Origin of the sequence: Lentzea terrae (genome assembly GCF_003265345.1) — a bacterium.
Taxonomy (GTDB): Bacteria; Actinomycetota; Actinomycetes; order Mycobacteriales; family Pseudonocardiaceae; genus Lentzea; species Lentzea terrae.
The window spans coordinates 471,319-485,118 of the sequence record NZ_QFWW01000026.1 but is presented as its reverse complement, the minus strand read 5'-3'; the positions used below and the strand labels follow the sequence as shown (position 1 = coordinate 485,118).

Genomic DNA, 13,800 nt, shown 5'->3' with positions numbered 1-13,800 from the left:
AACCAATGAGCGTGTTGTTATCTCAATTGCCAGGGCTCCCAGGCCGCATCGCGAGCTTCGCGAGCAGGTCACGGCCCTTTTCCGCCGATTTCGGGTGGCAAAGCACGTCGTACCTCCCGGCCACCAGCTGGCTCGCACTCTGGAAGTCCCGCTTGCCGCGCGCCGACCCGTACCCGACCGCCGCGAACACGAGCCCGAAGAACACACCGGTGATCAGACCGGTCAGCACGGGCCCGACCGTCACTCCGGGTTCCGGGCTGAAGAGCGTGAGCAACAGGCCCACGAAGAGACCGAACCAGGCGCCACTCGCCGCGCCCGTCATGAGGACGCGCCCCCACGTCAGCTTGCCCGTGACCCGTTCCACGAGCATCAGGTCGACGCCGACCACGGTGATGTCCTGCACCGGGAAGTCTTCAAGGGCAAGGAAGTCGACCGCGCGCTGCGCCTCCTCGTACGTGGCGTACGAGCCGATCGGCCACCCCGTGGGCGGGGTGGGCAGGCGGGGCGGGACGCCGGGCCGGTTCGGGTTGGCGAACGGACTCGTCACAGGGACCACCTCTGTCGGACGCGCTGATCGTTCCATCCTGCCAGTGCCCGGTGCGGCGTGCTGAGACGCCTACGGGTACTTTGCCGGGTTCACGTTCGGTCAGCCGCGAAACAGCAGCTCGAACCGGTGCGCGAACGACCGGTAGGACCGCGCGTAGACGTCCGAGTGGTCCGCCACGCGCTCGCGTTCCTTCTTCAGCACCTCACGGGCCGCGCCCGCGTTGCCGTTGAGCACGTGGATGATCGAGAGCTTGCGCGCCCGTTCGAAGTCGAGCAGTGACTCGGGCTTCGCGACGAGCTCGCGCGCCAACGTGTCCCACTTCGCGTACGTGTCGATGTACGGCTTGCCGTGCTTCAGGAACGCGCCGACCAGTGCCTCGGCGACGGGTGCGTGGTCGCCGCCCGGCTCGAACGTCCACCGCCAGACGGGTTTCTCGCCCATCAGGCAACCGAGCGGCGTCGAGATCAGCGGGGTGGTCGCCGTGCCGCCGAGAGCGCGGCAGACCTCGTCGTAGCGCTGGAAGCAGACGCCGACCAGCGGGGTGAGGTCGAGGGAGCCCGAGATGCCGAACCCGAGCCAGCCGAAGGCGCCGTCGCCGCGGTCCTGGAGCCAGACGTGGCCGCGGCGGACGAAGCCCGTTGGCCGCAGCGCGGTGTCCACGGCCACCAGGACGTCGGTTTTGGGCGAAGGCCTCATCAACCACAGAGTGCCAGGGCCGACGGAATCCCGCCTGTCAGCGCGCCATCTCCAGGAACTCCAGCGCCTCGAACTCGGTCGCCGCCTGCCGCATCGCCCTGTAGGCGCCCTCGTGCGTGGAGGAACCGAGGATGTTCCAGTCGTCGTCGCAGTGCAGGAGCCGCCAGGTGTCGCCGTCCCTGGTCACGGCGAAGGCAGTGGCCGGCGAGGTTCCCCGCGGTCGCTGCAGCGGGCCGACCAGCGCGAACTGGTCCACCTGCGCGCCGTCCAGCTCACGCGGAGGCTGCCGGGCCGGCGCCGGAAGGGTGGACCGGTGCGTCTCGTAGTTGAGCGACATGAGCAAGCGGCCGTTCGCCTCCACTCGACGGTCCGTCAAGTTCACCTCGCGAGCGGAGACTCGGCCGCACGAGATGTATCCCGTGCGGGACGGGCTTTCCAGTGCCAGCCAGAGCTCGTGCCGCCACTCCAGCTCGCGGAACTCGTCGATCTCGTGGTCCCCGGCCAGCCGCAGCACCGCGTCGGGGTAGGAGCGCGTGCTCAGCTTGATCATGCCGGTGCCCTCGAACAGGAGCATCACGCCGATGCGGTGCTCAGGACCTGTGCGGGCGAACATCCTCAGCTCGGAGTGACCGGCACCGTAGCTCCGGAGCCCGAACATCAGGCCGGTTCGCCAAGGAAGCTCTTGCAACGGAATACCCCAGGTTCAGTGCAACACCGGCGCCAGGAACTTGGCCAGCGCCTCCACCGCCTCCGAGGGTACGTCGTCGAGGTGCTCGGTGAGCTGCAGCAGAATCCGCCCGCCGCCCAGGTCCGAGACCGAGTGGCAGGGCGCGGTGGAGCAAACCTGTTGCACACCACCCAAAGCAGCGACTTGACGCGGGCCGAGCAACGTGGCCCAGTGCGCGCCGCGCGCCAACTCCGCTGCCATGAAAAGAGATTCGTCGAGGCCGACGCCCACGGAGACCTCGTGTGCAGTGCGCACGCCGACTCGGTCCAGCGTGATCCAGCCGCCCGACGCGCGCACGAGCGAGGCGCCCGAGCGAAACATTGAGAGCCAATCTTGTTGTACGGCATGGGAAATCCAGCCGCCGAACAACGAGCCGGAGGCGGTGACCACGACCTGGTGCGGGAAGGCCGGATCGTCCTTCAACAGGATCTCCGCGCACCAGCCACCGTCCACCAGGGGCAGGCCCTGGGAGTCGAGTTGGACGAGCTGCACGCGCAGGAACGAAGGCAGATCCGACAGTGCGGCTTCCCACGACGGACGGGTGAAGTCACCCGAAGAGAGCAGCAGGCGGGCGTAACCCGGTGGGCCCCAAGGAGTTGTGTCGGATGGGCGGTAGTCGCGCGCCACCGAGACGAGCTCCTCGACCGAGGCCGGGCAGAGGGGCGCGAGCAGGTCGGTGAACACGGCGCCGAACCAGGTGGCCAGCGCGGGACGGTCGACGACGGAGAACGTGTCCAGCTCCATGCGGACGACGTGCGGCGGCGACACAGGTCTCGGAAGCGTCAGATCTGTGCTCAAGGTGAGCGAACCCTATGGCCCGCAGGCAAAAACCGTTAGGGGCCACTCTCGTGAAAGAGTGACCCCTAACGGACGAATCCGCTCTAGCCGCGCGACTGGTAGTCGCGGAGCAGGCCGCGGGAGATGATCGTCTTCTGGATCTCCGAGGTGCCCTCGCCGATCAGCAGGAACGGGGCCTCGCGCATCAGGCGCTCGATCTCGTACTCCTTGGAGTAGCCGTAGCCGCCGTGGATGCGGAAGGCCTCCTGCGTCACCTCGGCGCAGTACTCGGACGCGATGAGCTTGGCCATGCCGGCCTCGACGTCGTTGCGCTGGCCCGAGTCCTTGAGCCGCGCGGCGTTGACCATCATCAGGTGCGCCGCCTCGACCTTGGTGGCCATCTCGGCGAGCTTGAAGGCGATGGCCTGGTGCTCCGCGATGGCCTTGCCGAACGTCCTGCGCTGCTGGGAGTACTCGATCGCGAGCTCGAAGGCGCGGATCGCGATGCCGCACGCGCGGGCGGCCACGTTCACGCGGCCCACCTCGACGCCGTCCATCATGTGGCGGAAGCCCTGGCCGGACACGCCGCCCAGGATCTGCTCGGCCGGGATCTCGAAGCCGTCGAACACCATCTCCGTGGTGTCGACGCCCTTGTAACCCATCTTGTCGATCTTGCCGGGGATCGTGAGGCCCGGCAGGACCTCGCCGTACCCCTCAGGCTTCTCGACCAGGAACGTCGTGAGGTTCTGGTGCGGCTTCTCGGCGCCCTCGTCGGTCTTCACGAGCACCGCGGTCAGGTTCGACGTGCCACCGTTCGTCAGCCACATCTTCTGACCGCTGATGGCGTACCCGTCACCGGACTTGGTGGCCCGCGTGCGGATCGCCGCCACGTCGGAACCCAGCTCGGGCTCGGACATGGAGAACGAGCCGCGCACCTCGCCGGCGGCCATGCGCGGCAGGTACTTCTGCTTCTGCTCGGGCGTGCCGTGCTGCTTGAGCATGTGCGCCACGATGAAGTGCGTGTTGATGACGCCGGAGACGCTCATCCAGCCGCGCGCGATCTGCTCGACGACGAGCGCGTAGGTCAGCAGGGACTCGCCGAGGCCGCCGTACTCCTCCGGGATCGTCAGGCCGAAGAGGCCCATCTCCTTCATGCCCTCGACGATGTCGGCGGGGTACGTGTCGCCGTGCTCCAGCGTCTGGGCGTGCGGAATGATCTCCTTGTCCACGAACGTGCGAACGGTCGCGAGGATTTCTTCCTGGATGTCCGTGAGACCCGCGGTCTGGGCGAGGCGCGCCATCGCACTTCCCTTCCAAGGCTTGAGTTACCGGCGAGTATGGACCGGTTAACGCCCGTTTGCGACCGCGATGTGCTCTCCACAACACAGTCACGTCCGCTGTACCGAGACAGCATCCCTGACTGGTGGAATCGCGCACCCACACGCGACGAACTGGAGCGACGGACCTTAAGATCCCGGCTCACCACTTACAGGGGGAGCAGCGATGACGCACGACCCGTACAACCCGAAGCAGCCGGGCGACCCGTACGGCCAGCAACCGGGCCAGCAGCCCGGCCAGCCCTACGGCCAGCCGATGTACGGCCAGCAGCCCATGTACGGCGGCTACGGCTACCCGCCGCCCCCGCCCAAGTCGCAGACGAACGCGATCCTCGCGCTCGTGCTGTCCTGCATCGGCCTCGCGACCTGCGGTGTCACCGCGATCGTCGGCGTCATCTTCGGCCACATCGCGATGGGCCGGATCAAGCGGGGTGAGGAGGACGGCCGCGGCATGGCGCTCGCGGGCGTGATCATCGGCTACGTCGTCATCGTCGGCTGGGTGCTCTACGCGGCGATCATCCTCATCGCGATCATCGCGGCAGCAAACTCGAACACCTACTGAGCTCAGCCCGCGAGGGCGATCTCCAGCGCGCCACCGCAGTGGCGGCAGACGTCGGCGAACACGTGGACGTCGGCATCGCATCCCGGGCAGCTGCGGAAGCTGCGCTCGAGCAGGTCGTCTTCGCGGCGTTTGAAGAGCCGCAACCGTCTGCTCGCCTTGCCGTTATTCGAACGTGACATGCCCCGAGCATGCACCGCACCCCGGGGCCGATCGCAAACTTCGGTGACGGATTGTGCGCCACTTCACCCGTTTTGAATGCAACCTGTGACGGTCGAACACGTCCTGTAATGGTTCAGGTGAAGTAGCGCACAATCCGTAACGGAAACCGAGGAACTCAGTCCTCCGGCGGGGTCCAGATGTTCGAGCGCGACATGCCCGCCGCGCGCCCCTTGCCCGAGATCACCAGAGCCATCTTCCGGGACGCCTCGTCGATCATCTCGTCGCCGAGCATGACCGCGCCGCGCTTACCGCCCGCCTCGGACGTGAAGTAGGCGTACGCGTCGAGGATGTTCTCGGCGTGGTCGTAGTCGTCCTGCTTGGGGCTGAACACCTCGTTGGCCGCGTCGATCTGGCCGGGGTGCAGCACCCACTTGCCGTCGAAGCCCAGCGCCGCGGAACGACCGGCGACGCGCTTGTAGCCCTCGACGTCGCGGATCTGCAGGTACGGACCGTCGATGGCCTGCTTGTCGTGGGCCCGCGCGGCCATCAGGATCCGCATCAGGATGTAGTGGTAGGCGTCGCCGACGTCGTAGCCGGGCGGCTGCTCGCCCACGACCAGCGACTTCATGTTGATGGACGCCATGAAGTCGGCCGGGCCGAAGATGATCGTCTCGACGCGCGGGGACGCGGTGGCGATCGCGTTGACGTTGTTCAGGCCCAGGGCGTTCTCGATCTGGGCCTCGATGCCGATCTTGCCGACCTCGTAGCCCATCGTCTTCTCGATCTGGGTGATCAGGAAGTCGAGCGCGACGATCTGCTCCGGCGTCTGCACCTTCGGCAGCATGATGCAGTCGAGGTTCGCACCGGCGCCCTCGACGACCTCGGTGACGTCGCGGTAGGTCCACTCCGTCGTCCAGTCGTTGACGCGCACGACGCGGGCCTTGTCGCCCCAGCCGCCTTCGTTCAGGGACGCGACGATGGTCTTGCGGGCGTCCGGCTTGGCCAGCGGGGCGCAGGCGTCCTCCAGGTCCAGGAACACCTGGTCCGCCGGCAGCGTGCGCGCCTTGTCGATCATCTTCTGGCTCGAACCTGGAACCGCCAGACACGAGCGACGGGGACGCTGCTGGTCGACCACTGGAGTACCTCCTCGTACCGGCCGGTAACTATGTGCGCCACAGTGGCACGCATCATCTCCGGGCGCATATTCGCTGAGTCCCGTTTCACAAAGCCTGGCAGGCTGAACCGGTGGAGATCACTCGAGTCCTCGACGCGGCCCTGCGCAAAGCGGCGGCCGTCTGGATCACCTCACCCGGCCACGAACCCCGTCTCGTGCACGCGCATTGGCGTGCCGACGCGCTGTGGGTCATCACCGGCGGCACCGAACAACAGGTGCCGGGGCTGACCGAAGGAGCGCAGGTCACCGTCACCGTGCGCTCCCCCAGCACGCACTCGCACCTCATCGACGCCACCGCCACCGCGCACCTCACCGAGCCGGACGAGGAGACGGCGCAGGCGCTCAGAACCGCCCGCCTCAACACCGAACCGGACTGGGAAGCGGTGTACCGGCTGGAGTTCAGCGCATGATCACCGTGCCGGAGGGCTTCGGCGAGGGTCTTGGCGACGGTGCCCCGGAGTGGGTAGCGAGACTGCCCAAGCTCGCCACCAAGGCGTGCGCGCAGTGGCAGCTGACCCCGGACGGCGCGCTGATGAACGGGTTCTGCGCGATCGTGCTCCCGGTTCGCCGGGCGGACGGGCACCCCGCAGTGCTCAAGCTGACCTGGATCGACGAGGAAACGAAACAGGAGCCGCTCGCACTCAGGCTCTACGACGGCAACGGCGCCGTGCAGCTGCTCGACTTCGACGAGGAGCTCGGCGCGCTGCTGCTGGAACGGCTGGACCCGCACTCGCTCGACGACGAACCGATCGAGCTGGCGGTCGGGGTGATCGGCGAGCTGCTGCGCCGGCACCGCGGAATCCAGGCGCCTGACGAGATCCGCCGGTTCTCGAGCGAGCTGGCGGACCACCCGGCCATCCCCCGCAAGCTGCTCGACGCCGCACGTGACATTGCCGACAACAGGCCGATGGGCACGACGCTCGTCAACGAGGACCTGCACTACGAGAACGTGCTGCGCGGCGACCGCGAACCGTGGCTGGTGATCGACCCGAAGCCGCTGTCCGGCGATCCCGAGTACTGCATGATTCCGTTGCTGTGGAACAGGTTCGACGAGCTGGACGGCCGGAAGGGACTGACCGACCGGTTCCTGGCGCTGTGCGACGCGGGCGAGCTGGACGTGGCGAAGGCGCGGGACTGGACGCTGTACCGCGCCGTCGCGAACTGGATCTGGGGGCTCGAAGAGGACTTGCCGGACGTAGCGGAGAACTGCGCCGAGATCGCCGGGTGGGCGGTCAGAACCTGATCTAGCCTGGTCATGTGGTGGCAGTGAACCGGGTTTACATCGCTCAGCTGGCCGGACTTCCCGTCTTCGGCCCCGACGGCGAACCCGTCGGCAAGGCCCGCGACGTCGTGATCAGTCTCCGGATCGACCGCCAGCCGCCGCGCGTGCTCGGCCTGGTCGTCGAGCTGGTGACGCGTCGGCGGATCTTCGTGCCCATGCTGCGGCTCACCTCGGTCGAGCCGAACGCCGTGACGCTCGCGACCGGGTCCGTGAACCTGCGGCCGTTCCACCAGCGCGTCAACGAGGTGCTGGTGATCGGCGAACTGCTCGACGCCAAGATCGAGCTGGAGGACGGCTCCACGGCCGTCGTCGTGGACGCCGCGATGGAGCTGACCCGCACCCGCGACTGGCGGATGGTGCGCGTCGCCGCCCGCCAGCGCACCGGCAGGTTCGGTTTCAAGGGCCCGACGCAGGTGTTCCGGTGGGAGGACGTCGGCGGCCTGAGCGTCAACGAGCTGGCGGGCCAGCCGCAGGGCGCGCAGCAACTCGTCGCCGTCTTCGAGGGCATGCGCGCCGCCGACGTGGCCCACGCCCTGCACGAACTGCCGCCCAAACGCCGCCACGAGGTCGCCGACGCACTGGACGACGAGCGGCTCGCGGACGTGATCGAGGAACTGTCCGAAGAGGACCAGAAGGACGTCCTGTCGCACCTGGACGAGGAACGCGCCGCGGACATCCTGGAGGCGATGAACCCGGACGACGCGGCGGACCTGCTGGGCGAGCTGTCCGAGGGCACCAAGGACCGGCTGTTGGAGCTGATGGAACCGGAGGAGTCCGAACCGGTCCGCCGGCTGCTGGAGTACTCGTTCGACACGGCCGGCGGTCTGATGACCCCGGAACCGATCATCCTCACGCCGGACGCGACGATCGCGGAAGCGCTGGCACGAGTGCGAAATCCCGACCTGACTCCTGCTTTGGCGTCGATGGTGTTCGTGTGCCGCTCGCCCTCCGCAACCCCGACGGGGCGATACCTGGGCTGCGTGCACATCCAACGGCTGCTGCGCGAACCGCCGTCCGACCTGGTCGCCGGCGTGCTCGACACGTCGCTCGTGCGCCTGCCACCGGACGCCTCGCTGAGCGACGTCACGCGCTACTTCGCCACCTACAACCTGGTGTGCGCCCCGGTCACCGACGAGGCGGAGCACCTGCTCGGCGCGGTGACCGTCGACGACGTGCTGGACCACCTGCTGCCGGACAACTGGCGCGAGACGGGACTGAGCCATGCCTGAACTGCTGCCGCGGCGCAGACTCGACCAGCCGCGCGAGCCGCGGGGCTTCCGCTTCTCGGTCGACCCGGAGACGTTCGGTCAGTTGTCCGAACGGCTCGCGCGGTTCCTGGGGACCGGGAAGTTCCTGTTCTGGCAGACGCTGCTCGTCATCACCTGGATCGTGCTGAACCTGTTCGCGCTGTCCCTGCAGTGGGACCCGTACCCGTTCATCCTGCTGAACCTGGCGTTCTCGACCCAGGCCGCCTATGCCGCGCCGTTGATCCTGCTGGCGCAGAACCGGCAGGACGACCGGGACCGGGTGTCGCTGGAGGAGGACCGGGCTCGGGCGGCGCAGACCAAGGCGGACACCGAGTACCTGGCGCGGGAGCTGGCGGCGGTGCGGCTGGCGCTGGGTGAGGTGGCGACGCGCGACTTCATCCGGGGTGAGCTGGAGAAGCTGGTGAAGGAGCAGAACAACGTGCGCAAGGTGCGGCCGTGACGGTCGAGGAGTTCGGCGACGTCGTCGCGCTCTGGTCGGTGCAGGAGAAGTCAGCGGGCGATGTCGTGCTCGCGGCGTGCGATCTGCTCGTGGCCGGCGTCGACGGTCCTGCGGTCAGCAGGCTCGCCGCCGCGTCCGTCCGGGAAGGCTTCGACATGCACGTGCTGGAGGAAGCACTGCGAGAACTCGGCCTCGAACACCACGATCACGGCACCGAGGCCGGGAAAGAAGCCGGTCTGCGGGCGATGGCCCGCCGCACGCTCTCCGGCGAACTGGCACCACGAGACCTGACCAGGTGGGTGCACCGCACGTGCGGCCACGACCGGATCGCACTCGCCGCCGAACTCGCCCTGCTGGACGACGTCTACGACAGCCTCGGCGTCACGACGCTCAGCGAGGCCGATGTGGACGCCGACGTGATGGCGGAAGTGCGCCGGATCACGCGCTGATCTGTCCACTCGCGACCAGGTCTGCCAGGACCTCGTGGATCGCGGGCGCCGTCTCCACGTGCGACCGGTACTCGTCCCGGTTCACATAGGTCAGTTCGGCGATCTCGCTCGTCGGCCGCGGTGTGCCCTGAAGCCGCGCCGTGAAACACGTCATGTCGACCATCGCACCCTCGCCCTCCCCGTACGCGGGGGCGACGTAGCGCTTCAGCACGACCGGCCGCTCCAGTTCGATCCCGAGCTCTTCCTTGACCTCCCTGCGCAGGGCGTCGGCGGGGGACTCGCCCGGCTCGATCTTGCCGCCCGGCAGGTAGAAGGCCTTCTTGTTGCGTGAGCGCACAACGAGGAGGCGGCCAGCCTCGACGTGCACCAGCCCCACCACCGTGATCACGGAAACACGTCGTCCGCGGCCAGGCGGTCGCACGTGCGGCCGAAGGCCTCGAGCTCACCGGGCCCGAAGCTCTCCCCGAAGTGCTCGGCGACGCCCGCCAGGTGGGTGGCGGACGCACTGCGCAGACGTTCGGCGCCCAGCGGTGTGAGCACGGCCACGATGCCGCGTCCATCACCGTCGGCGCGTTCGCGTCCGACCAGACCCGCCCGTTCCAGGCGGTCCACCAGGCGGGTCACGCCGGAGCGGGACAGCAGGACGGCGTCGGCCAGTTCAGTCATGCGCATGCGCATGGAAGGCGTCTCGGCCAGTTGAACCAGCACGTCGTACGCCGCGAGCGAAAGGCGCTGCTCAGCAATCAGTTCGGCCTCGAGGACCCTCGTGATCCGTGCATGCGCGCGGAGAAACGATCGCCACACCCCGAGCTCGACACGGGTGGGCAATCGGGAACTACCCGTTTCCGGCACGGACGTCGATGTTACGGACAGCGCCGACCCCACTACGACCTGGGCCTGTGCTCGAAAGTGACCGGCCGGTAGGACGGGCGTGAACCGGACGTAGCATGGCTGGGTGACCACCACGCAGCCCCTCCCCACCGTCGAGGACGTCCGCAAGGCGCTCGCCGGTGTGCAGGACCCCGAGATCCGCCGCCCGATCACCGAGATCGGCATGGTCAAGGACGTCGAGGTGGGCTCCGACGGCAACGTCGTGGTCGGCGTGTACCTGACCGTCGCGGGCTGCCCGATGCGGGACAAGATCACCAAGGACGTCACCGCGGCCGTCTCGGCTTTGGACGGCGTCTCCTCCGTGCGGGTCGACCTGGACGTGATGAGCGACGCCCAGCGCACCGAGCTGCGCAAGACGCTGCGCGGCGGCACGGAAGAGCCGGTCATCCCGTTCGCCCAGCCGGGCTCGCTGACGCGGGTGTACTGCGTCGCGTCCGGCAAGGGCGGCGTCGGCAAGTCGTCGGTGACCGTGAACCTCGCCGTGGCCATGGCCGCGCGCGGCCTGTCGGTCGGCATCGTCGACGCGGACATCTACGGCCACTCGATCCCGCGCATGCTGGGCGCCGACGGCAAGCCCACCCAGGTCGAGAAGATGATCATGCCGCCCCAGGCGCACGGCGTGAAGGTCATCTCGATCGGCATGTTCACGCCGGGCAACACGCCGGTCGTGTGGCGCGGGCCGATGCTGCACCGCGCGTTGCAGCAGTTCCTCGCGGACGTGTTCTGGGGCGACCTGGACGTGCTGCTGCTCGACCTGCCGCCCGGCACCGGTGACGTCGCGATCTCGGTGGCGCAGCTGGTGCCGAACGCGGAGATCCTGGTCGTGACCACACCGCAGGCCGCGGCCGCCGAGGTGGCCGAGCGGGCCGGGTCGATCGCCCTGCAGACGCGTCAGCGGGTCGCGGGCGTCATCGAGAACATGTCCTACTTCGAGATGCCGGACGGTTCGCGCTCGGAGATCTTCGGCTCGGGCGGCGGACAGGCCGTCGCGGAGTCGCTGACCAAGAGCATCGGGTCCGAGGTGCCGCTGCTCGGCCAGGTGCCGCTCGACCCGCGGCTGCGCGAGAACGGCGACACGGGCACGCCGATCGTGCAGGCTGTGCCGGACTCGGCTGCGGCTCAGGTGCTCAGTGATGTGGCGAAGAAGCTGACCGTGAAGTCGCGCGGGCTGGCGGGACGTCTGCTGAACGTGTCGCCCGCCGGCCGCTAGACGGATCGCGCGATGTAGGCGCGCTCCATCTCGGTCTGCCACTCTGCCTCGGTCAACGGTGGTGGCTGTTCGGCTTGCACGAACCCCTGCCGAGCGCCGACTTCATCGAGCAGCCGGACCAGCCACTGCTCGGCCAACGCGTCCGCCGGTTGCTGACGAGTACAACGTTTCGCCGGACGGGGAGCCGGAGAGACCGGCTGCCACGATCTCGGAGGCGTCCTCCGAGGTCAACGCGTGCGATTCCCGCCAGTTCGCCATGTGGGCGTCGAGGAAGCTTTCAACCTTGAGACGATCCAGGCGCGGCAGCCGCACATAGATGTCGCAGCAAGGAGCCACCCGGTCAGGTCGCGTCCGGGTCGTACGGCGGACGCTCGCCAGGTGCGAGCGGCCGCTGTTCCGGCGCGGACGGCGTGGACGGCGTCGGGTAGCCGTTCGACTTGGTCGGCTCGGGGTCGTCGAAGAGGTGCTTGGTCACCGCGCGCTTCGGGTCGAAGTTGCGCAGCTCCCGCAGGTCCTCGAGCGGCTTGCGGAGCGACTCGAACTCCGGCCCCATCTCCTGCTTGAGCTGCTCGCGCGCGCCGGTGGCGTACTCGCGGACCTGGCGCACGGTCTTGCCGAGCCAGGCGGCCGCGGACGGCAGGCGTTCGGGGCCCAGGATGAAGAGACCCGCGACGACGATGATGAGGATCTCTACCCATCCGATGCTGTCGAACACGGGTCCCAGCCTACTTGTCAGTCGCTCTTGAGGGTTACGTCGAGTTTCAGCTCACGGCCCTGCCGGGCGAGCGTGACCTGGACCGTTTGTCCGATCTCGTGCTCGCGGACGGCCACGACGAGCTCCGCGGCGTTGCGGACCATGCGGTTGCCCACCTTGGTGATCACGTCGCCCTCCTGGATGCCGGCTGCGGCCGCGGCACCTCCGGCGGGCACGTTCTGCACCTGGGCGCCTTCCGAGGTCTCGGCGGACACGGACTTGACGTTGACGTTCATGTCCGCGTGCTTGACCTGACCGCTGCGGATCAGCTCCTGGCTGATCTTGCGGGCCTGGTTGCCGGAGATCGCGAAGCCGAGGCCGACCGAACCGCCGGTCTCGGTGCGGATCGAGGAGTTGATGCCGATCAGGGCGCCGCGCGAGTCGACCAGCGCGCCGCCCGAGTTGCCCGGGTTGATGGCGGCGTCGGTCTGGATCGCGTCGTAGGTGACCTGGGGGCCGCCGTTCTCGCCCGCCGCCGTCACGGGGCGGTGCAGGGCGGAGACGATGCCCTCGGTGACGGTGTTGGAGAGCTGCAGCGGCGAGCCGATGGCGATCACGCTGTCACCCACCTGGAGCTCGTCGGAGTTGCCGAACTGCAGGACGGTCGGGTTGGTCACCTCGACCTTGATGACGGCGAGGTCGGTCTTCGGGTCGCGGCCGACGACGCGGGCCGCGGCGCGCGTGCCGTCCGTGAAGACGGCGCTGAGCTTGGCCGACGAGTCCTGGGTCGCGGGTGCGACGACGTGGTCGTTGGTGACGATGTAGCCGCCCGCGTCGATGACGACACCGGAGCCGACGCCCGCCACGTTGGCGCCCTTGAACTCGATGGACACGACGCTGGGCGTGACGCGCTTGGCGATGTCCGAGATCGAACCGGCCGGCCGCTCCTTGCCCTCCGCGACCTCGGCCAGCGTCACGGTCGAGTCGGTCAGCGGGTTGCCCGCGCGGCCGATCAGCCAACCGACGAGGCCACCGGCCGCACCGACGAGCAGCGCGACGACGACCAGCAACGTCAGCGCGGTCGGCTTGACGCGGCGACCGAAGATCAGCTCGGGGATGCTCAGCTGCGGGCCCGGCGCGGGCTTTTGCTCAGGTTCACCTGGCGGGTCCTCGCCCACGGCCGGCGGACCGATCACGGCGCCGGAAGCGGGGTCGCGCCACGGGTCGCCCGCGGGCTTGTCGCCCCAGAAGACGGGGTCGATGTCGGGGTCCGGGTCGGACACCGGTTGCGGCGGCCGCTGCAGCAGCTCCGCCGAGCCCTGCCGGCCGAACGCGGTGGCGAGCGACTCCGGAGGCGGCGGCGCCGACTCGACGGGGGAAACGGGCACGTCACGCGTGGCGAACGCGCCGGCGACACCGTCCGGGCGGCCGAATGCGGAGGCGTACGCGGGGTCGACCGGCGGCTGCACCAGGGGCCGTGGCCGGAGCCTGCGATGCGCTCCGTCGTCCACTCCGGAAACGGGTGTGGGCGTCTGGCCGTTGGGCGACTGCTGGGTCATCTCTCCCCGAATTTTCCGCTAGGAGTTCT

Annotated in this window: 18 protein-coding genes; 7 read left to right on the top strand and 11 right to left on the bottom strand. The window is 68.7% G+C overall.

Features of this window, described 5'->3' with window-relative positions:
• Positions 1 to 22 precede the first annotated feature (22 nt).
• The 5 genes from DI276_RS33940 to DI276_RS33920 form a co-directional block, all read right to left on the bottom strand.
• Positions 23 to 583, bottom strand: coding sequence for a general stress protein (locus DI276_RS33940; RefSeq protein WP_198681071.1), 561 nt, complete (start codon positions 581 to 583; stop codon positions 23 to 25).
• 63 nt (positions 584 to 646) lie between these two features.
• A complete protein-coding gene (locus DI276_RS33935) occupies positions 647 to 1,243 on the bottom strand; it encodes a hypothetical protein (RefSeq protein ID WP_157985099.1) in 597 nt (198 codons plus the stop codon).
• 37 nt (positions 1,244 to 1,280) lie between these two features.
• Entirely contained in the window at positions 1,281 to 1,901 is a 621-nt protein-coding gene (locus tag DI276_RS33930; RefSeq protein ID WP_112270982.1) for a hypothetical protein, read from the bottom strand.
• A gap of 45 nt (positions 1,902 to 1,946) precedes the next feature.
• Positions 1,947 to 2,768, bottom strand: coding sequence for a hypothetical protein (locus tag DI276_RS33925; RefSeq protein WP_157985098.1), 822 nt, complete (start codon positions 2,766 to 2,768; stop codon positions 1,947 to 1,949).
• A gap of 83 nt (positions 2,769 to 2,851) precedes the next feature.
• On the bottom strand, positions 2,852 to 4,048 hold the full coding sequence (locus tag DI276_RS33920) for an acyl-CoA dehydrogenase family protein (protein ID WP_112270978.1): 1,197 nt from the start codon (positions 4,046 to 4,048) through the stop codon (positions 2,852 to 2,854).
• Between the two features lie 202 nt (positions 4,049 to 4,250).
• Between DI276_RS33920 and DI276_RS33915 the strand changes: the two genes are divergently transcribed.
• Positions 4,251 to 4,646 (top strand): DUF4190 domain-containing protein, encoded by a 396-nt coding sequence (locus DI276_RS33915; RefSeq protein ID WP_112270976.1) that lies wholly within the window; start codon positions 4,251 to 4,253, stop codon positions 4,644 to 4,646.
• Between the two features lie 2 nt (positions 4,647 to 4,648).
• On the opposite strand, the gene DI276_RS50350 is transcribed toward DI276_RS33915, so the two are convergent.
• Both DI276_RS50350 and DI276_RS33910 read right to left on the bottom strand, forming a co-directional pair.
• Entirely contained in the window at positions 4,649 to 4,825 is a 177-nt protein-coding gene (locus DI276_RS50350) for a hypothetical protein (RefSeq protein WP_157985097.1), read from the bottom strand.
• 155 nt (positions 4,826 to 4,980) lie between these two features.
• Positions 4,981 to 5,940 carry an HpcH/HpaI aldolase/citrate lyase family protein gene (locus tag DI276_RS33910; RefSeq protein ID WP_112270974.1) on the bottom strand — a complete coding sequence of 320 codons (960 nt, stop codon included), beginning with the start codon at positions 5,938 to 5,940 and terminating at the stop codon, positions 4,981 to 4,983.
• Between the two features lie 110 nt (positions 5,941 to 6,050).
• Here DI276_RS33910 and DI276_RS33905 point away from each other — a divergent pair, with 110 nt between their 5' ends.
• Genes DI276_RS33905 through DI276_RS33885 form a run of 5 tightly spaced genes read left to right on the top strand, consistent with a single transcriptional unit; the run spans position 6,051 to position 9,417 of the window.
• A complete protein-coding gene (locus DI276_RS33905; protein ID WP_232837096.1) occupies positions 6,051 to 6,389 on the top strand; it encodes a hypothetical protein in 339 nt (112 codons plus the stop codon).
• Entirely contained in the window at positions 6,386 to 7,222 is an 837-nt protein-coding gene (locus DI276_RS33900) for an aminoglycoside phosphotransferase family protein (RefSeq protein ID WP_112270972.1), read from the top strand. Before DI276_RS33905 ends, DI276_RS33900 begins: the two co-directional genes overlap by 4 nt.
• A gap of 14 nt (positions 7,223 to 7,236) precedes the next feature.
• Positions 7,237 to 8,490 carry a magnesium transporter MgtE N-terminal domain-containing protein gene (locus tag DI276_RS33895; RefSeq protein ID WP_112270970.1) on the top strand — a complete coding sequence of 418 codons (1,254 nt, stop codon included), beginning with the start codon at positions 7,237 to 7,239 and terminating at the stop codon, positions 8,488 to 8,490.
• On the top strand, positions 8,483 to 8,968 hold the full coding sequence (locus DI276_RS33890; RefSeq protein ID WP_112270967.1) for a DUF1003 domain-containing protein: 486 nt from the start codon (positions 8,483 to 8,485) through the stop codon (positions 8,966 to 8,968). Before DI276_RS33895 ends, DI276_RS33890 begins: the two co-directional genes overlap by 8 nt.
• The gene (locus tag DI276_RS33885; RefSeq protein ID WP_198681070.1) at positions 8,965 to 9,417 is read left to right on the top strand and encodes a hypothetical protein; all 453 of its coding nucleotides are present in this window, start codon (positions 8,965 to 8,967) and stop codon (positions 9,415 to 9,417) included. The genes DI276_RS33890 and DI276_RS33885 overlap by 4 nt, the downstream gene beginning before the upstream one ends.
• Here the strand turns inward: DI276_RS33885 and DI276_RS33880 are convergent.
• Both DI276_RS33880 and DI276_RS33875 read right to left on the bottom strand, forming a co-directional pair.
• Positions 9,407 to 9,805, bottom strand: coding sequence for an NUDIX hydrolase (locus DI276_RS33880; protein ID WP_112270965.1), 399 nt, complete (start codon positions 9,803 to 9,805; stop codon positions 9,407 to 9,409). The two genes, DI276_RS33885 and DI276_RS33880, sit on opposite strands and share 11 nt — an antisense overlap.
• Positions 9,802 to 10,269: a MarR family winged helix-turn-helix transcriptional regulator gene (locus DI276_RS33875; RefSeq protein WP_112270963.1), complete on the bottom strand. Its 468-nt coding sequence runs from the start codon at positions 10,267 to 10,269 to the stop codon at positions 9,802 to 9,804. Before DI276_RS33875 ends, DI276_RS33880 begins: the two co-directional genes overlap by 4 nt.
• A gap of 103 nt (positions 10,270 to 10,372) precedes the next feature.
• Here DI276_RS33875 and DI276_RS33870 point away from each other — a divergent pair, with 103 nt between their 5' ends.
• Positions 10,373 to 11,518 (top strand): Mrp/NBP35 family ATP-binding protein, encoded by a 1,146-nt coding sequence (locus DI276_RS33870; RefSeq protein WP_112270961.1) that lies wholly within the window; start codon positions 10,373 to 10,375, stop codon positions 11,516 to 11,518.
• Between the two features lie 340 nt (positions 11,519 to 11,858).
• On the opposite strand, the gene tatB is transcribed toward DI276_RS33870, so the two are convergent.
• Together tatB and DI276_RS33860 are read right to left on the bottom strand one after the other, a co-directional pair.
• On the bottom strand, positions 11,859 to 12,233 hold the full coding sequence (gene tatB / locus DI276_RS33865) for a Sec-independent protein translocase protein TatB (protein ID WP_112270959.1): 375 nt from the start codon (positions 12,231 to 12,233) through the stop codon (positions 11,859 to 11,861).
• 17 nt (positions 12,234 to 12,250) lie between these two features.
• The gene (locus DI276_RS33860) at positions 12,251 to 13,771 is read right to left on the bottom strand and encodes a S1C family serine protease (RefSeq protein ID WP_112270956.1); all 1,521 of its coding nucleotides are present in this window, start codon (positions 13,769 to 13,771) and stop codon (positions 12,251 to 12,253) included.
• Between the last annotated feature and the right edge of the window lie 29 nt (positions 13,772 to 13,800).

What these genes read in the sequence shown, in the direction of transcription:
- DI276_RS33935 (WP_157985099.1), bottom strand. Translation starts at nt 1,243, where the DNA reads ATGAGGCCTTCGCCCAAAACCGACGTCCTGGTGGCCGTGGACACCGCG.
- DI276_RS33940 (WP_198681071.1), bottom strand. Translation starts at nt 583, where the DNA reads ATGGAACGATCAGCGCGTCCGACAGAGGTGGTCCCTGTGACGAGTCCG.
- DI276_RS33915 (WP_112270976.1), top strand. Translation starts at nt 4,251, where the DNA reads ATGACGCACGACCCGTACAACCCGAAGCAGCCGGGCGACCCGTACGGC.
- DI276_RS33920 (WP_112270978.1), bottom strand. Translation starts at nt 4,048, where the DNA reads ATGGCGCGCCTCGCCCAGACCGCGGGTCTCACGGACATCCAGGAAGAA.
- DI276_RS33890 (WP_112270967.1), top strand. Translation starts at nt 8,483, where the DNA reads ATGCCTGAACTGCTGCCGCGGCGCAGACTCGACCAGCCGCGCGAGCCG.
- DI276_RS33930 (WP_112270982.1), bottom strand. Translation starts at nt 1,901, where the DNA reads ATGTTCGGGCTCCGGAGCTACGGTGCCGGTCACTCCGAGCTGAGGATG.
- DI276_RS33900 (WP_112270972.1), top strand. Translation starts at nt 6,386, where the DNA reads ATGATCACCGTGCCGGAGGGCTTCGGCGAGGGTCTTGGCGACGGTGCC.
- DI276_RS50350 (WP_157985097.1), bottom strand. Translation starts at nt 4,825, where the DNA reads ATGTCACGTTCGAATAACGGCAAGGCGAGCAGACGGTTGCGGCTCTTC.
- DI276_RS33860 (WP_112270956.1), bottom strand. Translation starts at nt 13,771, where the DNA reads ATGACCCAGCAGTCGCCCAACGGCCAGACGCCCACACCCGTTTCCGGA.